A 15,543-nucleotide genomic window follows, 5' to 3' on the forward strand; every position below is an offset into this window, starting at 1 on the left:
TGACGGAGACTCCGTGTATCGCCGGCGTATCGAAAATCGCATACGCCACCGCAACGGCCCTGCGGCTCCCATGGAGACGTGAACACCAACGCGTCCCTGTCAGCACCCCTCCGCCGCACGCGCGGGCTCGTGCTCGCCGTCCTCGCGGTCCTCGGCCTGGCGAGCGCCGTGTTCGTCGTGCGGCGGCCGCTCATGATGTCCGCTCCGATGTGTGTCGCCGGACGGTGGCACGGCTGCTTCGACACGTTCAACGGTGTGGTGCTCATGACGCTGGTCACGCTGCCGTTGGCCGCGCTCGTGGTGTGGGCTCTGGCACGTGCCCGGCGTGCCGCCGGCGTCGCATCGGCCTGGCGGATGTCGCTGGCCGAGGTGGGCATGGTCCACGGGACGGTGCCGTTCCTGTGGCTGACCATGATGCCGGGCGCCGGGGCCGGCGTCGTCCCCGCCCGGGTGAGCCTGATACCGCTGCGGGACCTGGTCACGATGGGGCCCCTCGGGATCGTCGGCAACCTGCTGGTTTTCGCGTCGCTGGGATTCTTCGCCCCGATGCGGTTCACGGCGTCGGCGTCCCTGCCGCGCATACTGGCCCTCGGGGCGGGGTGCTCGGTCCTGGTCGAAACCGCACAGTACGTCCTGCGCCTCGACCGCGTGTCCTCCGTGGACGACGTACTGGTCAACGCCGCCGGCGCGGTGCTGGCCGCGCTCGCCTCGCGCCGCTGGTGGCGTACCCCGGCACAAGCGTCGCCGGACCGGTCCCGCCCCGCCCCGGCACCGGCAGGCTGAGCCGGGTGCCCGGTGTGCCCACGCCTTTGGATACGTCGGCGATACGTGGTGCTGCATAGGCTTCGGACATGCGCGTACTGATCGTGGAGGACGAGCCCTACCTGGCCGAAGCCGTCCGTGACGGTCTGCGGCTGGAGGCGATCGCCGCCGACATCGCCGGAGACGGCGACTCCGCCCTGGAACTGCTGAGCGTCAACTCCTACGACCTCGCGGTCCTGGACCGTGACATCCCCGGTCCCTCGGGCGACGAGGTCGCCCGGTGCATCGTCGCCTCCGGCAGCGGCATCCCGATCCTCATGCTCACCGCCGCCGACCGGATCGACGACAAGGCCTCGGGGTTCGGGCTCGGCGCGGACGACTACCTCACCAAACCGTTCGAGTTGCGGGAGCTCGTCCTGCGGCTCAGGGCGCTCGACCGCAGACGTGCCTACGCCCGGCCCCCGGTCCGCGAGATCGCGGGCCTGCGGCTCGACCCCTTCCGCCGGGAGGTCTTCCGCGACGGACGTCACGTCGCGCTCACCCGCAAACAGTTCGCCGTACTGGAGGTCCTCGTCGCCGCCGAGGGCGGGGTCGTCAGCGCCGAAGAGCTGCTGGAACGGGCCTGGGACGAGAACGCCGACCCGCTGACCAACGCCGTGCGCATCACCGTCTCCGCACTGCGCAAACGGCTCGGCGAGCCCTGGATCATCGCCACGGTGCCCGGCGTCGGCTACCGGATCGACACCGGTACGGACACCACCCACCCCGGCGGCACTCATGGATAGGCCGGCGCGCAGCGCCCGGCTGAAACTCACCCTCAGCTACGCCGGATTCCTCGTCGTCGCGGGCACTCTCCTGCTGGCCGTCATCTGGGTCTTCGTGCTGCGCTGGCTACCGACCAGCGACCCCAGATCGCTCCAGGAGACGTTCGGCGCCGTGATCATCGTCGGGCCCAACCGCGCCGACCTCCTGCGCGGGTTCGCCCCCGCCGCGGCCACGGCGCTGGCCTTCCTCCTCACGTTCGGCCTCCTGGGGGGATGGCTCCTCGCCGGCCGGATGCTCGCACCCCTCACACGGATCACGGATGCGGCACGCATGGCCGGGAACGGGTCGCTGTCCCACCGGATCCGCATGAAGGACCGCCAGGACGAGTTCCGTGAACTCTCCGACGCCTTCGACTCGATGCTCGAACAGCTCGAGTCCCACGTCGCCGAGCAGCAGAGGTTCGCCGCGAACGCCTCCCACGAACTGCGCACCCCGCTGGCGATCTCGCGCACGCTCCTCGACGTCGCCCGCGAGGACCCCACGCGCAACCCGGGCGAACTCGTCGAACGCCTGCACGCAGTCAACACGCGGGCGATCGACCTCACCGAGGCCCTCCTGCTGCTCAGCCGCGGCGACCGCGCAAACCTCACCCGCGAGAGCGTCGACCTCTCCCTCGTCGCCGAGGAGGCCGCCGAAACGCTGCTTCCCCTCGCCGAACGGCGCCGGATCACGCTCGATGTCACCGGCGGGGCGGCCCGGACCAGCGGCTCCGCGGAACTCCTGCTGCGGATGGCGACGAATCTCGTCCAGAACGCCATCGTCCACAACCTCGCCGCCGGTGGCACCGTGACGGTCCACACCGAGGCGCACGGCGGCACGAGCGTGCTGCGGGTCGAGAACTCGGGCCGTCGGCTCCCCCCGGAACTGCTACCGACGCTCACCGAGCCCTTCCGGCGCGGAACGGAACGGGTACGCACCGACGAACACGCCGGTGTGGGCCTCGGCCTGGCCATCGTGCACAGCATCGTCCGCGCCCACGACGGGACGCTCGACCTGGCCCCCCGCCCCGCCGGCGGTCTCCTCGTCACGGTCCGGCTTCCCGGCACGCCGTAGGCCGGCGCCCTCGGGGTGCCCGCCCGGACGCAGGACCCGCACGGCACCCGGTGAAAGGGGTCGGGCCGGACTGGCACGCCCTCGGCGGACGAGCGACGAGGCCGACTGCGGGCGGGCCGTAATACGCACAGCCCGGAACCGGCCGACAGCCTCCAGAAGTGACGTGTACGCAGGCACTCCTGCGCGGTCCGCGCCACGTTCGCGCCCACCGGCACTGCCCGGTCACCGCAGCGCGTTCGGCGTGCCTGCCGTCCGCAACGGAGCCTGCTAGGGAGTGAAGACCTCGTCGAGGCGGTCGATGGCTCCGTCGGCACCGAGGTGGTAGGTGAAGACCAGCCCCGAGTTCGGGTGCGCCTCGAGCCAGTCGAGAAACTCCTGGACGCCGATGGGCTGGTTCTCGGTGCTTTCCACGATGGGGTTGGTCACGGTGACGTCCGCGGCCTGGTCCATCGGGAGGTAGGTCTCCTTGCCGACGGTCTCGAACGGTGCACCATCCGAGTCGGGCGAGCCGCACCCCCAGTTGCCGTACTTGACGATCAAGCTCAGAGAGCCCCCTTCCGGCGTGTAGCGGTAGACCGCGACCTCGTCGGGGGAGATGGGCATCTTGTGGTCACAGTCGTCACCGTCACCCTCGCCACCAGCGCTCACCGAGCCAGTCGCGGCGGGAGCCGGGGACTTGGAGGCAACCGGAACGACGCTGGGGGACTTGACGCCGCTGCCCGCGCCCGGGGAAGCCTTCGCGCCGGGCTTCGTGCCCGTCGTGCCGGCGTCCGCCTCCGTGGTGTCGCCGGTGCCGCTCACCATCGTCGCGCTCGGCTTCGAGCCACCACCCGCGTCCGCCGTGTCACCGTCGCCGGAGCAGCCTGTGAGGCCCAGCGCACCCGCGGCGCATACGCTCAGCACGACCGCTCGCATGGCGCCCGGTCTGCGACGGCTCTTCCTCGGCGTCAGGTTCATGATTCGTCCCCCATCGTGCTTGTTCGAGATCTTCACGAGCCTCGTCGACTCGAGAGAAGGGGACGAATTCCAGCCGCAGAAGGTTGCATCCTGGCCAGGGCTTGTCTGCCGCCCCGCGCCTCGGTGCGGCGCCGGGGCTTCCGGGCGAGGCCTACGAGCGCGACGGGCGGCTCACCGAACGGCACATCCGCGCTGCCACCCTGGGCGTGCTCGCGCCCAACCCGGTGAACCCCTGGACCGGCGTCTCTGCTGACGAAGGCACCGGGGCCCGTCCGCCCGGCACCCCTGGGCTTCTTGGGGCACTGCGTGGGCGCGGGCCCCGGCGTGGCGTCCAGGGCTATGAATCCGTGGCCGGCGCCGCGTCCGCAACCGCGGACGGCTCGAATCGCATGGGCGTGATCTGCTTGACGTCGTAGCGGCTGCGCATGCGCTCGACCGCGTCGGCGTCCACGGGCCGGCCGGTCGACCAGAGTTCCGCGATCTCCTCGAAGTAGTGCTCGTGCTCGGGCGAGGGGAAGCACTGGAACAGCATGCGGACGGGTTTGTCCGTGGCGTTCCTGAAGGCGTGCGGGGTGTTGGGCGGTACGAACATGCTGCTGCCCTCACCCGCACGGATCACGCGGTCGCCGTCGGCGGACTCCCAGCCCAGCCAGTCGTCTTCCGTACGTTCCGTCGGCTCGAACGCCAGGAGCTCCAGCTCCCCCTCCAGGATGAAGAAGAACTCCTGGGAGTTCTCGTGGAAGTGCGCACCGGTGTCGAATCCGGGAGGAACGACCACCTCGAAGATCGAGACGGAGGAGCCTTGTGCTCCCGTTGCCTTGAAGGTCACCTCCTGCGCTTTGGTGACCAGTTTTCGCCCCTCGCCCGGCAGAACGATGAGGTCGCTCATGTGACCATCTCCTTGTGTAAGGGGTGAGCGATCGCTTTGGCGGTTACGACGGTAAGGTTCCGGTCTCGAGAACCGCTGGACCGTTCCTCTGTCTCGCCGTGCCGGACGGGCTCCGAAGTGGTGATCGCCGATCGGTGACCGCGAGTTCCTCCAGCAGGCCAACCCCTCGGCTCTGGACGGCGTTGCCGAGCGGCTCCTCATCCATGGGCGGCGCTCCGCACTCCGTCTCCGCTCATTCGCCGCAGTCGACGCACCGGCCGTAGATGAGCAGTGACCCGAGACGCCGGGCCGCAGCCCCGTCAACTCCTCGATCCTGCCCAGGGCTTCGGTCAGATGCATGCTCGCCAGGGCCGCGGGCCGCACCCGTCGCGACCCGTCCCAGTCCTAGGTCCAATGCCTGATCGGCAACAGGTTGCTCTTACTGCTAACGTGCAGCTGCAACCCATTCGCAATAACGTCGGAGGACGTTGTACATGGCGGTTTACACGCTCCCGGAGCTTCCGTACGACTACGCGGCGCTCGAACCGGTCATCAACCCGCAGATCGTCGAGCTGCACCACGACAAGCACCACGCGGCGTACGTCAAGGGCGCGAACGACACCCTGGAGCAGTTGGCCGAGGCCCGCGACAAGGAGCAGTGGGGCTCGATCAACGGCCTGGAGAAGAACCTGGCCTTCCACCTCTCCGGGCACATCCTGCACTCCATCTACTGGCACAACATGACCGGCGACGGCGGCGGCGAGCCCCTCGCGGCGGACGGCGTCGGCGACCTGGCCGACGCGATCGCCGAATCCTTCGGCTCGTTCGCCGGCTTCAAGGCCCAGCTGACCAAGGCGGCCGCGACGACGCAGGGCTCGGGCTGGGGCGTCCTCGCCTACGAGCCGCTCAGCGGCCGTCTGATCGTCGAGCAGGTCTACGACCACCAGGGCAACGTCGGCCAGGGGTCCGTGCCGATCCTCGTCTTTGACGCCTGGGAGCACGCCTTCTACCTTCAGTACAAGAACCAGAAGGTCGACTTCATCGACGCGATGTGGGCCGTCGTCAACTGGCAGGACGTGGCCCGGCGTCATGCCGCAGCCAAGGAGCGCGGCGACAGCCTGCTGCTCGCGCCGTGAGCGCAGCGGGCGCCGTGACGCCGTCATCGCGTCCGCGTTCGCACAGACGTCCTGCTCGTGATCGTCTTCTCAACCTTCACTTGCAGGCGGCACAACAGAGGGCTCCCGCGAGGACATGACTTGCGGGAGCCCTTCTGCCGATGCGGCCCTTCTCGCCCAGCGTGTGTCCCCGTCGACCGTGCGGTCGCGCCGGCGCCGCAGGAGTACACGGTCGTGGCCCACCGCGAGCAGCCGGCGCCGATGGTCCGGCGGTAGTCCGGGGACGGCCTCGCGGCGGCCGGTGGCGCGAAGGGGCTCGGCGATCAGGTCGGTGGGCCGCAACTGCTGCGTCCCGGAGGGATGCGCGGGCCCATCCACTACTGACGGGCCGCGCTCATCTCCTCGCTCCATGCGAGGAGGGGGTGGAAGGGAACGGAGGAGCCGGGATCGTCGAGGCCGGATGTCGGGGGATGCCGGCGCCCTGCCCGCTGGGGCGGGCGGCGGGGGGAAGGCGCCGTGAGGGCGCCGGCATCCCGGTCGGGTCAGCTCGTCACGCGGAAGGTGGCGTCACCGCGTGCCGTTGCTGTGGTGATCGGGTCGAGCCGCAGTTGGTAGGCGTAGTGCCGGATGTAGCGGTCGGGGTAGTTGTAGGACTGGAACGACGACCATGTGGAGTCGGCGAGTCCGGCGACCTGACGGAAGGTGGCGTCCTGGGCGAACCCGGTGGTGCCGTCGTTGTAGGCCAGCTGGAAATCGAACGCGGAATGCCGCAGGAAGTATCCGGGGAAGTTCACCGACTCGAAGGAGACGGTGCCGGAACCGGCCAGGCCGGTCCTCATCCGGAACTGGGAGTCGTCGACGGGGCTGACGTTCGGGTCGATGCGCACGTCGAAGTTGGTGTGCCGCACGTACCGGTCCTGGAAGTTGAACGACTGGAGCCGGTTGATCGCGGTGTTGGGCCAGCGTGCGAGCACGCGGCTCTCCTCGGCGGCCGTGAGGTTCAGGATCCAGCCGTGGCGCTTCTTGGTGCCGCCCATGTTGTAGCTTCCCGACGCCTGCTTCTGGTATGCGGCCGGGTCGGAGGGGTCGGTCGTCAGGACCGGCATGTAGCCGCCGCCCGTGGCGTACTGGTCGAGGTAGAGGGCCCACTTGTTGCTGCCGTTGAACTTCATCCACATCGGGCCTTCGACCTGTGAGCCGGTGAGGCCGATGCCGGAGAGGTTGCCGAGGTCGGTCCACGTCCCGAGGATGGAGTTGCTGCCTTCGAGGGTGATCTGGCCGTCGCCGGAGGCCCGCACGTAGCGGTAGTCGCCGACGCCGGACGGCGTCTCGATGATCTGGGTGTCGATGATGCCCTGGGTGCCGGGGCGGTCGATGTAGAGCTGGGGGGTGGTGATGGTGCGGAAGTCGGTGGTGCGGGCGTAGTAGATGCGGTGCTTCAGCACGCCGTTCAGCGTGGCGTTCGTCGCCCAGTACAGGACGTAGTCGTTGGTCTCCGGGTTCCAGATCGCCTCCGGCGCCCAGGCGTTGCGGCCGTCGGGGATCGCGCCGGCGACGTTGAGCAGCCGTGGCTGGGACCAGGTGGCCAGGTCCCTGGACTCCCACACCACGAGGTTGCGGCTGGCGTCGGTCTGGGAGGAGCCCCACGTCTGCCCGCAGCCGATGCACAGGTCGGTCGCGATGATCCAGTACTTGCTGCCGTCGGGGGATCTCACCAGTGCGGGGTCGCGCACCCCCTTCGTGCCGACCGTGGAGCGCAGGACCATGCCGCCGCCGTTGAGGTCGTTCCAGTGCACGCCGTCCGTGCTGTGCGACAGGTACATCTGCTGATTGGTCGACCCCTCCCCGGTGAAGTGCACCATCAGGTAGCCCGGATCAGCGGCGGCGGCCCGCTGCGGTGCGGTGAGGGTTTGGCAGGTGAGGAGAAGGCCGACGGCGACCAAGAGCGTCACCAGCCGTGAGAACAGCGCGGACATGTGCATTTCCTGTCTTTCTTCGAGTGCCTCGATCACATGGGAGTGGGTTCAGCGGACCGTCCGGCAGACGGTCGGTGCTGTTCGAGGGACGTCTGGGTCTGCCCGGAGGATCAGTGGTGACGGAGGCCAGGCACGTGTGCGGCTTTCACATGCGTGACCATGGGAAGGCGGTGGCGACTGTCGCGCCCTCGGTGACGGCGGCGAGAGCCGTCCCCGTAGCGCACAGCCGTCGGAGGAGCGAGGAACTGCTCCGTAGTCGGATATCCGCAATGCCCAGGACAGGGACATCCTTGTTCGCGTCGGGGAGCGTCAGCGCGGTGTTCTTTCCCGACGCGTCGTCGTGCCGGGCTGTGCGCTCGGACACCGTCGCGCTTCCGTCATGACCCGGGATGTCGAGGGTGGTCGTGCCGTTCGTCCGATTGAGGTGGTGACGGACGAACAGACCGTTCAAGGCAGTCGCTTGCATAGGTCGGATACGCGAGCGAGGCGAGAGCAACGGCTCATTTTGTTCGATATTTAGAATGCCGTTTGGAAATTCGGCCAGACGCTATAGGGCAGGTAAGAGGGTGTCAAGGCGGCTGCGGAAAGAGGGTCGGCCGCTGTGGCGGGGAGATCGGCAGAAAACTGTTATCGCCTTCCGTTCCGCAAGGGGCCGCCGCGCCTTCGCTGGTGACCTGCGGCGCCAACCGCCTTTTGCGGGAACGCTGTTGCCGTCGGTGTCGGGTGGTCCGGTCCGGTGAGCCCGAGTTCCCCGCTTTCATGGCCCCGGGCATGGGCGAGGGTCCACGCCCCGGCGCAGGGTGAGGATCTTGGGTTGTCCCGGCCGTCCTCCCGTTCATTCCGCCACCCGGAAACCACGAGAAATGACAGAACCATTGACCTGTCGGTGTCCCGCCTCTACTTTCTGACCGACCCTACGAACCTCGTTCGACATACCGGACGGACCCGGTGTTCTCGCGATGTCAGTTTCCCCTCCCCTTCTCCAGGAGAGCCGCATGTCGCACCCCCCTGCTCGCAGACGGGCCGGACGCGTCACCGCCCAGGTCCTCGCCGTCGGACTCGGTGTCATGGGTCTGGCGGCCCTGGAGCGACAGGAACCCTCGGCGCCCCTGTCCGCCGAACCGGCCGCCGTGAGCATCAGCCAGACAGGCGTCACACCGCCGCCGATGGGCTGGGCGTCCTGGAACAGCTTCGCCAGCAGCATCGACCACGACGTGATCAAACAGCAGGCGGACGCCCTGGTCTCCTCCGGCATGGCGGACGCCGGCTACAAGTACGTCAATCTCGACGACGGCTGGTGGCAGGGCGACCGGGACGCGAACGGCAACATCGTCGTCGACGAGAACCTGTTCCCCGGCGGCATGAAAGCCATGGCCGACTACATCCACAGCAAGGGTCTCAAGGCCGGCATCTACACCGACGCCGGCAAGCAGGGCTGCGGCTACTACTACCCCACCACCCGCCCGGCCGCCCCCGGCACCGGTATGGAGGGCCACTACCAGCAGGACCTGCAGACCTTCCAGAGCTGGGGCTTCGACTACGTCAAGATCGACTGGTGCGGCGGCCGCGTGGAGGGCCTCGACCAGGAGACCCAGTACAAGCAGATCGCCGCCGCGAACGAGGCCGCCTCGGCCGTGACCGGCCGCAAACTCGTGCTGTCCTTCTGCGAGTGGGGCACCGGACTGCCGTGGAACTGGGCGACCGGTTACGGCGATCTGTGGCGCACCAGCGGCGACGTCATCCTGTGGGGCCAGAAGCCGACCACCGCGATGATGCTCACCAACTTCGACCAGGGCCTGCAACCGGCCGCCCAGCACACCGGCTCCTACAACGACCCCGACATGCTGATGACCGGGATGAGCGGGTTGAGCGCCGCCCAGAACCGGCTGCACATGGGCCTGTGGGCGATCTCCGGCGCTCCGCTGCTGGCGGGCAACAACCTGGCCTCGATGAGCACGGAGACCCGTGACATCCTCACCAACCGCGACATGATCGCCATCGACCAGGACCCGCGCGGGCTGCAGGGTGTCAAGGTCGCCGAGGACACGCGAAACCTGCAGGTGTACGGCAAGGTCCTCTCCGGCACCGGCAAGCGCGCCGTTCTGCTGCTCAACCGCACCGGCTCGGCGGCGTCGATGACCGTGCGCTGGGCCGACCTCGGCCTCACCTCCGCCACCGCGTCCGTACGCAACGTCTGGACGGGCACCGATGTCGGCTCCGTCGGCACCGGCTACACCACGACCGTGCCCGCGAACGACGCCGTCCTGCTGACCGTCTCCGGCACCGAGGCCTCCGGCACCACCGTGGAGGACACCACCGCCGCCGCCACGCCGACCTTCGGCAACGTCACCGCCTCCACAGCCGGCACGAAGCTGGTGGACATCACCTACGCCAACGGCGGCACCACCACCCGCAAGGCCACCATCCAGGTGAACGGCCAGTACACGTACGTCGTGGCCTTCCCGCCGACCGGCTCGGCCACCACCTACCGCACCGTGTCCGCGCTCGCACACCTGGCCAAGGGCGCCAACACCGTGAGGTTCGCCGCGGTCAGCGGTGGCACGGCACCCGACATCGACGCCGTACGCATCCAGGGCATCCCCGGCACCGACGGCGCCGCCCTCGTCGGCTCCGCCTCCGGCCGCTGCGTGGACCTCGACAAGAACACCAATGTCAACGGCGCCCAGGCACAGCTCTGGGACTGCTCCGGCGGACGCAACGAGACCTTCACCCAGACCTCGCGCGGCGAACTCGTCGTCTACGCCGACAAGTGCCTCGACGCCGAGAAGAGCGGCACCACCAACGGAACCAAGGTCATCATCTGGGACTGCACGGGCGGCACCAACCAGAAGTGGACCGTCCACTCCGACGGCGCCGTCACCAACAACCTCTCGGGCCTCTGCCTGGACGCCGCCAACGCGGCAACGGCCAACGGCACCAAGCTGATCCTCTGGACGTGCGGCGGTCAGGACAACCAGAAGTGGACCCTGAAATGACATCCGCACAGCGGATGGTGCGGAACCGGTGAGACGCGACAGCGCCTCACCGGTTCCGCCTTCGCGATCACTTCCGGGGCGGTCGCCACACACCTCACCTCGCCGTACGGCTGGCCGCGTCCGGGCGCTTCCGTCGTACAGCCGGGCCGTCGGGCCTCACGCGCAGTGGCGGTGATGGATCGGCTTGTCCGAACCGGTCAGTGGCAGGCCCGTCCCGCCGCGGCGGGCGGCGACGATCTCCGCCGTGATCGACAGGGCGGTCTCCTCCGGCGTACGGCCTCCGAGATCCAGGCCGATCGGCGACCTGAGCCTTGCCAACTCGTGTTCCTGAAGACCGATGTCACGCAGCCGCCGGTCCCGGTCGGTGTGGGTGCGGTGTGAACCCATCGCGCCGACGAACGACACCGGCAGCCGCAGCGCGACCTCCAGCAGCGGGACGTCGAACTTCGCGTCGTGGGTGAGTACGCACACCACGGTGCGCCCGTCCGTCCGGGTGTCCCGCAGATAGCGGTGCGGCCAGTCCACGACGACCTCGTCGGCCTCGGGAAAGCGCTCCGCCGTCGTGAAGACGGGCCGGGCGTCGCACACGGTGACGTGATAGCCGAGGAACTTGCCGGCCCGGACCAGGGCCGCCGCGAAGTCGACGGCGCCGAACACGATCATCCGGGGCGGCGGCACGCTCGTCTCGACGAGGAGGGTGAGACCGCCGGGGCAGCGGGATCCGTCCTGCGACAGCTCGACCGTGGCGGTACGGCCCGTGTCGAGCGCGGCCAGGGCCTCCGCCGCGGCGGTGCGGTCGAGTTCCTCGTGCCCGCCGAGTCCGCCCTCGCGGGAACCGTCGGCGTGCACGAGCACGGCGGCGCCGAGAAGCGCCCCGGGGCCGCGGACCACCCTGACGAGGGCGACGGGTTCGCCATGTGCCGAGGTGTCCAGGGCGGAGCGCAGCAGCGCCCCGACCGGACCGTCCGCCGTGACCGGGGTGACCAGGACGTCGAGGACGCCGCCGCACGTGAGTCCCACGGCGAAGGCGTCCTCGTCGCTGTAGCCGAAGCGTTCCAGCATGCTGTCGCCGGTCTCCAGTGCCTGCGCGCACAGGTCGTAGACGGACGCCTCCACACACCCGCCGGACACCGACCCGATCACGGTTCCCTCGCCGTCGACGGCGAGGGCGGCGCCCGGACCGCGGGGCGCGCTGCCGCCGACGGACACGACGGTCGCGACGGCGGCCTTCCGGCCCTCGGCCAGCCAGTCGCCCAGCTGCGGCGCGAGATCAAGCATCGCGGCCGCCCGCCAGGACACGGTCGGGCCGGATGGGCAGGCTGCGGTGGCGTACGCCGGTCGCGTGCCACACGGCGTTGGCGACGGCCGCGGCGGCGCCGACGATGCCGATCTCGCCGATGCCCTTGATGCCGACCGGGTCCTCGGGGTCGTCGTCCCGCACCCAGTGCGCCTCGACGCGCGGGACGTCGGCGTGCGTCGCCACGTGGTAGCCCGCGAGATCCGCACCGACGGGCCCACCGGAGGCCGCGTCGCGCGCGGCTTCCTCGTGCAGGGCCATGGAGATGCCCCAGATCATGCCGCCGGTGAACTGGCCGCGCGCCGTGAGGGGATTGACGATGCGCCCCGCCGCGAACACGCCGAGCATGTGCCGTACCCGCACCTCGCCCGTGGCGGTGTCGACGGCGACCTCGGCGAACTGGGCGCCGAAGGAGTGCCGTTCCTTCTGCGCGAGGGCGGCGATCGCCGCGGTGGTGTCGGAGCGCACGGTGATGCCCTCGGCCGGGATCGCCGCGCCCGGCACCAGCCGGTCGCGCAGTTCGCCCGCGGCGGCCATCACGGCCCAGGACCAGGACCGGGTGCCCATGGAACCGCCCGCGATCATCGCGGGCCCGAACGCGCTGTCGCCCAGGCGCACTTGTACGCGCTCCGGCGGGACGTCCAGGGCGTCCGCGGCGACCAGGGTGAGAGCGGTCCGCGCGCCGGTGCCGATGTCCGCCGCCGCGATCCGTACGGTGAAGCGGCCGTCCGCCTCGGCGGTGATCGAGGCCGTGGACGGGGCGGCGCCTGCGCCGAAGGAGGCCGCCGCGGTGCCGGTCCCGAGCAGCCATCGCCCCTCGCGCCGCACCCCGGGCCGCGGATCGCGCCGGGCCCAGCCGAAGCGGCGGGCGCCTTCCTCGAAGCAGGCGCGCAGGTTGTGGCCGGCGAAGGGGAGGCCGGAGACCGGGCCCCGGTCGGGTTCGTTGCGCAGCCGGAGTTCGATCGGGTCGATGCCGCACCCGTGGGCGAGTTCGTCGAGGGCGGCCTCCAGCGCGAAGGACCCCGGGGCCTCGCCCGGAGCGCGCATCCAGGTCGGGCTCGGCACGTCGAGAGGTACGACCCGGTTCTCCGTGCGGTGGGCGTCGGCGTCGTACATCACCCTGGCCACGCCGGCGCTCGGCTCGACGAACTCGTACACGGTGGAGGTGCGGCTGAGCGAGAGGTGGTCCAGGGCGCGCAGCCGCCCGTCGGTGCCCGCCCCGAGCCTGACCCGCTGGATCGTGGGGCTGCGGTGGCCGGCCAGCGTGAACATCTGACGCCGGGTCAGAACGACCCGCACCGGGCGCCCGATCATCCTGGACGCCATCACGGCGGCGACCTGGTGGGCGCGAACGCCCTTGCTGCCGAAACCACCGCCGACGTGCTCCGAGCGCACCCGCACCGACGCGGGATCGAGCGCGAAGAGGCTCGCGAGTTCCGCGACGACCCAGGTCGCGCCCTGGTTGGAGTCCACCACCTCGAGCCGGTCCCCCTCCCACCGGGCGGTGGCCGCATGGGGCTCCATGGGGTGATGGTGTTCTTCCGGAGTGGTGTACGTGGCGTCCACGACGACGGCGGACGCGGCGAGTTCGGCCTCCAGGTCACCCTTCTGCGTCACGGCGGGCATATGGCCGTCGGACGGATGGGCTTCGGGGTGGTCGCCCGTGAACCCGACGTCGTGCGGCACCTGTTCGTAGTGCACGACGAGAGCCTCGGCGGCTTCGCGAGCCTGCTCGGACGTCTCGGCCACCACCAGCGCCACGGGCCAGCCCAGATGGGGCACTCGGTCGTTCTGGAAGACCGCGCAGGTCGGGTCCGGGCCGGTGCCCAGCAGGCCGATGTAGTCGGTCTTCAGCGGCGGGGCGTTGCGGTGGTCCAGCACGGCGACGACGCCCGGCATCGCGAGGACGGCGTCCGACTCGACGGACGCGATCCGGCCACGCGCCACGGTGGACAACACCAGCCAGCCGTGGGCGAGTTCGGTGAAGGGGACCTCGCCCGCGTACCGGGCCGCGCCGGTGACCTTGTCCCGCCCCTCCACGCGGACGTGACCGGTGCCGACGGCGCGGACGGGGGCGAGGGGCGCCTCGGTCGTCGTCATCGGGCCGCCTCCTCGGCGAGTTCGCTCAGGACGGCCACGGTCAGGTTGCGCATCAGGGTCACCTTGAATCCGTTGTGCGACAGGGGCCGGGCAGCCGCCAGTTCGGCGTCCGCGGCGGCCGCGAACGACTCGGCGTCGGCGGGCGCCCCGGTGAGGATCCGCTCGGCGGCCCGGGCCCGCCAGGGCCGGGAGGCGACCGCGCCGAACGCCAGGCGCACCTCGCCCACGACACCGTCGCGTACGTCCAGCGCGGCGGCGACCGAGCCGACGGCGAACGCGTAGGAGGCGCGCTCACGCACCTTGCGGTAGCGGGAGAGGGCGGCGACCGGAGCCGGCGGCAGGGTGACGCCGGTGATCAGAGCGCCCGGCGGCAGGCCCGTCTCGCGGTGCGGGGTGTCGGCGACCGGGAGATAGAACCAGCCGAGCGGCAGTTCACCCGGCCCCCGGGCGGTCTCGTAGTGCACCACGCCGTCGAGGGCCGCCAGCGCGACGGCCATGTCCGACGGGTGCACGGCCACGCAGTGCGCGGACGCGCCGAGGACGGCGTGGTTGCGGTTCTCGCCCCTGACGGCCGGGCAGCCGCTGCCGGGCACCCGCTTGTTGCAGGGTCCGGTGGCGTCGGCGAAGTAGGCACAGCGGGTGCGCTGGAGGAGGTTGCCGCCGACGGTCGCCATGTTGCGCAGCTGACCGGAGGCGCCGGCGAGCACCGCCTGCGCCAGAGCGGGGTAGCGGGTGCGGACCAGGGGATGGGCGGCGAGGTCGCTGTTGGTGACGGTCGCACCGATCCGCACTCCGCCGTCCGGGGTCTGCTCGACGCGGTCCAGAGGCAGGTCGCGTACGTCGACCAGTCGTCCCGGGCGTTCGACGCCGGTCTTCATCAGGTCGACCAGGTTGGTGCCGCCGGCGAGATAACGCGCGTCCGGGTCGGCGTCGAGCAGCGCGACCGCGCCCGGTACGTCGGAGGCCTTCCGGTAGCCGAACTCCCTCATGCGGCAGGCTCCTTCGATTCCGGTCCGGCTCCCGTGCGCGCCGCGGGGCCGGATTCCGCGGCCCTGGTGACGGCCTCGACGATCGAGGGGTAGGCGGCGCAGCGGCACAGGTTGCCGCTCATGCGCTCACGGATCTCGTCCGCGGTCAGAGGTGGTGGTCCCGCCGCGGGCCGTACGTCGGCCGAGGCGGCGCTCGGCCATCCGGCGGCGTGCTCCGCGAGCACGCCGATCGCCGAGCAGATCTGTCCCGGTGTGCAGTAGCCGCACTGGTAGCCGTCGAGGTCGAGGAACGCCTGCTGCACCGGGTGCAGTCGGTCGCCGTCCGCCACGCCCTCGATGGTGGTGATCTCGCGCCCCTCGGCCGCGACCGCGAACTGCAGGCAGGCGACGGTCCTGCGGCCGTCGACCAGAACGGTGCAGGCTCCGCACTGTCCCTGGTCGCAGCCCTTCTTGGTGCCGGTGAGGTCGAGTCGCTCGCGGAGTGCGTCGAGCAGGGTGGTGCGGTGGTCGACGGGCAGCGTGTGGCGCGCGCCGTTGATGTGCAGGGTGATGACGCTGGACGTCGATAAGGCCATGAGAGCTTCTTTCGCGCTTCCGGAACCTGG

12 protein-coding genes and 1 pseudogene are annotated in these 15,543 nt (G+C 70.4%); 6 read left to right on the forward strand and 7 right to left on the reverse strand.

The window, feature by feature from the left end; all coding sequences use genetic code 11:
- Positions 1 to 78: 78 nt before the first annotated feature.
- The 3 genes from QF030_RS38900 to QF030_RS38910 all read left to right on the forward strand — a co-directional run bounded on the left by QF030_RS38900 (position 79) and on the right by QF030_RS38910 (position 2,640).
- Positions 79 to 783, forward strand: a complete 705-nt coding sequence (locus QF030_RS38900; RefSeq protein WP_307167269.1) for a VanZ family protein — start codon at positions 79 to 81, stop codon at positions 781 to 783.
- 68 nt (positions 784 to 851) lie between these two features.
- Positions 852 to 1,547, forward strand: coding sequence for a response regulator transcription factor (locus QF030_RS38905; RefSeq protein WP_307167270.1), 696 nt, complete (start codon positions 852 to 854; stop codon positions 1,545 to 1,547).
- Positions 1,540 to 2,640: a sensor histidine kinase gene (locus QF030_RS38910; RefSeq protein WP_307167271.1), complete on the forward strand. Its 1,101-nt coding sequence runs from the start codon at positions 1,540 to 1,542 to the stop codon at positions 2,638 to 2,640. The genes QF030_RS38905 and QF030_RS38910 overlap by 8 nt, the downstream gene beginning before the upstream one ends.
- 267 nt (positions 2,641 to 2,907) lie before the next feature.
- Here QF030_RS38910 and QF030_RS38915 read toward each other — a convergent pair whose 3' ends face one another.
- Positions 2,908 to 3,597, reverse strand: coding sequence for a hypothetical protein (locus tag QF030_RS38915; RefSeq protein ID WP_307167272.1), 690 nt, complete (start codon positions 3,595 to 3,597; stop codon positions 2,908 to 2,910).
- 110 nt (positions 3,598 to 3,707) lie between these two features.
- Between QF030_RS38915 and QF030_RS38920 the strand changes: the two are divergent.
- A pseudogene (locus QF030_RS38920) lies at positions 3,708 to 3,821 on the forward strand (precorrin-6Y C5,15-methyltransferase (decarboxylating) subunit CbiT); the annotation flags it as partial.
- Positions 3,822 to 3,934: 113 nt separating this feature from the next.
- On the opposite strand, the gene QF030_RS38925 reads toward QF030_RS38920, so the two are convergent.
- Positions 3,935 to 4,486 carry a cupin domain-containing protein gene (locus QF030_RS38925; RefSeq protein ID WP_307167273.1) on the reverse strand — a complete coding sequence of 184 codons (552 nt, stop codon included), beginning with the start codon at positions 4,484 to 4,486 and terminating at the stop codon, positions 3,935 to 3,937.
- Between the two features lie 473 nt (positions 4,487 to 4,959).
- On the opposite strand from QF030_RS38925, the gene QF030_RS38930 reads away from it, so the two are divergent.
- Positions 4,960 to 5,601: a superoxide dismutase gene (locus tag QF030_RS38930; protein ID WP_307167274.1), complete on the forward strand. Its 642-nt coding sequence runs from the start codon at positions 4,960 to 4,962 to the stop codon at positions 5,599 to 5,601.
- A 521-nt stretch (positions 5,602 to 6,122) separates the two neighbouring features.
- Here the strand turns inward: QF030_RS38930 and QF030_RS38935 are convergent.
- Positions 6,123 to 7,556: a glycoside hydrolase family 43 protein gene (locus QF030_RS38935; RefSeq protein ID WP_307167275.1), complete on the reverse strand. Its 1,434-nt coding sequence runs from the start codon at positions 7,554 to 7,556 to the stop codon at positions 6,123 to 6,125.
- Positions 7,557 to 8,551: 995 nt separating this feature from the next.
- Between QF030_RS38935 and QF030_RS38940 the strand changes: the two genes are divergently transcribed.
- Positions 8,552 to 10,552 (forward strand): RICIN domain-containing protein, encoded by a 2,001-nt coding sequence (locus tag QF030_RS38940; RefSeq protein ID WP_307167276.1) that lies wholly within the window; start codon positions 8,552 to 8,554, stop codon positions 10,550 to 10,552.
- Positions 10,553 to 10,708: 156 nt separating this feature from the next.
- Here QF030_RS38940 and QF030_RS38945 read toward each other — a convergent pair whose 3' ends face one another.
- The 4 genes from QF030_RS38945 to QF030_RS38960 are packed head-to-tail and all read right to left on the reverse strand — an operon-like array spanning position 10,709 to position 15,513.
- Positions 10,709 to 11,830, reverse strand: coding sequence for an XdhC family protein (locus QF030_RS38945; RefSeq protein ID WP_307167277.1), 1,122 nt, complete (start codon positions 11,828 to 11,830; stop codon positions 10,709 to 10,711).
- On the reverse strand, positions 11,823 to 13,949 hold the full coding sequence (locus QF030_RS38950; protein WP_307167278.1) for a xanthine dehydrogenase family protein molybdopterin-binding subunit: 2,127 nt from the start codon (positions 13,947 to 13,949) through the stop codon (positions 11,823 to 11,825). The genes QF030_RS38945 and QF030_RS38950 overlap by 8 nt, the downstream gene beginning before the upstream one ends.
- On the reverse strand, positions 13,946 to 14,938 hold the full coding sequence (locus QF030_RS38955) for an FAD binding domain-containing protein (protein WP_307167279.1): 993 nt from the start codon (positions 14,936 to 14,938) through the stop codon (positions 13,946 to 13,948). Before QF030_RS38955 ends, QF030_RS38950 begins: the two co-directional genes overlap by 4 nt.
- Positions 14,935 to 15,513 carry a (2Fe-2S)-binding protein gene (locus tag QF030_RS38960; RefSeq protein WP_307167280.1) on the reverse strand — a complete coding sequence of 193 codons (579 nt, stop codon included), beginning with the start codon at positions 15,511 to 15,513 and terminating at the stop codon, positions 14,935 to 14,937. Before QF030_RS38960 ends, QF030_RS38955 begins: the two co-directional genes overlap by 4 nt.
- Positions 15,514 to 15,543 lie beyond the last annotated feature (30 nt).

It is taken from the genome of Streptomyces rishiriensis (assembly GCF_030815485.1).
GTDB classification, from domain to species: domain Bacteria; phylum Actinomycetota; class Actinomycetes; order Streptomycetales; family Streptomycetaceae; genus Streptomyces; species Streptomyces rishiriensis_A.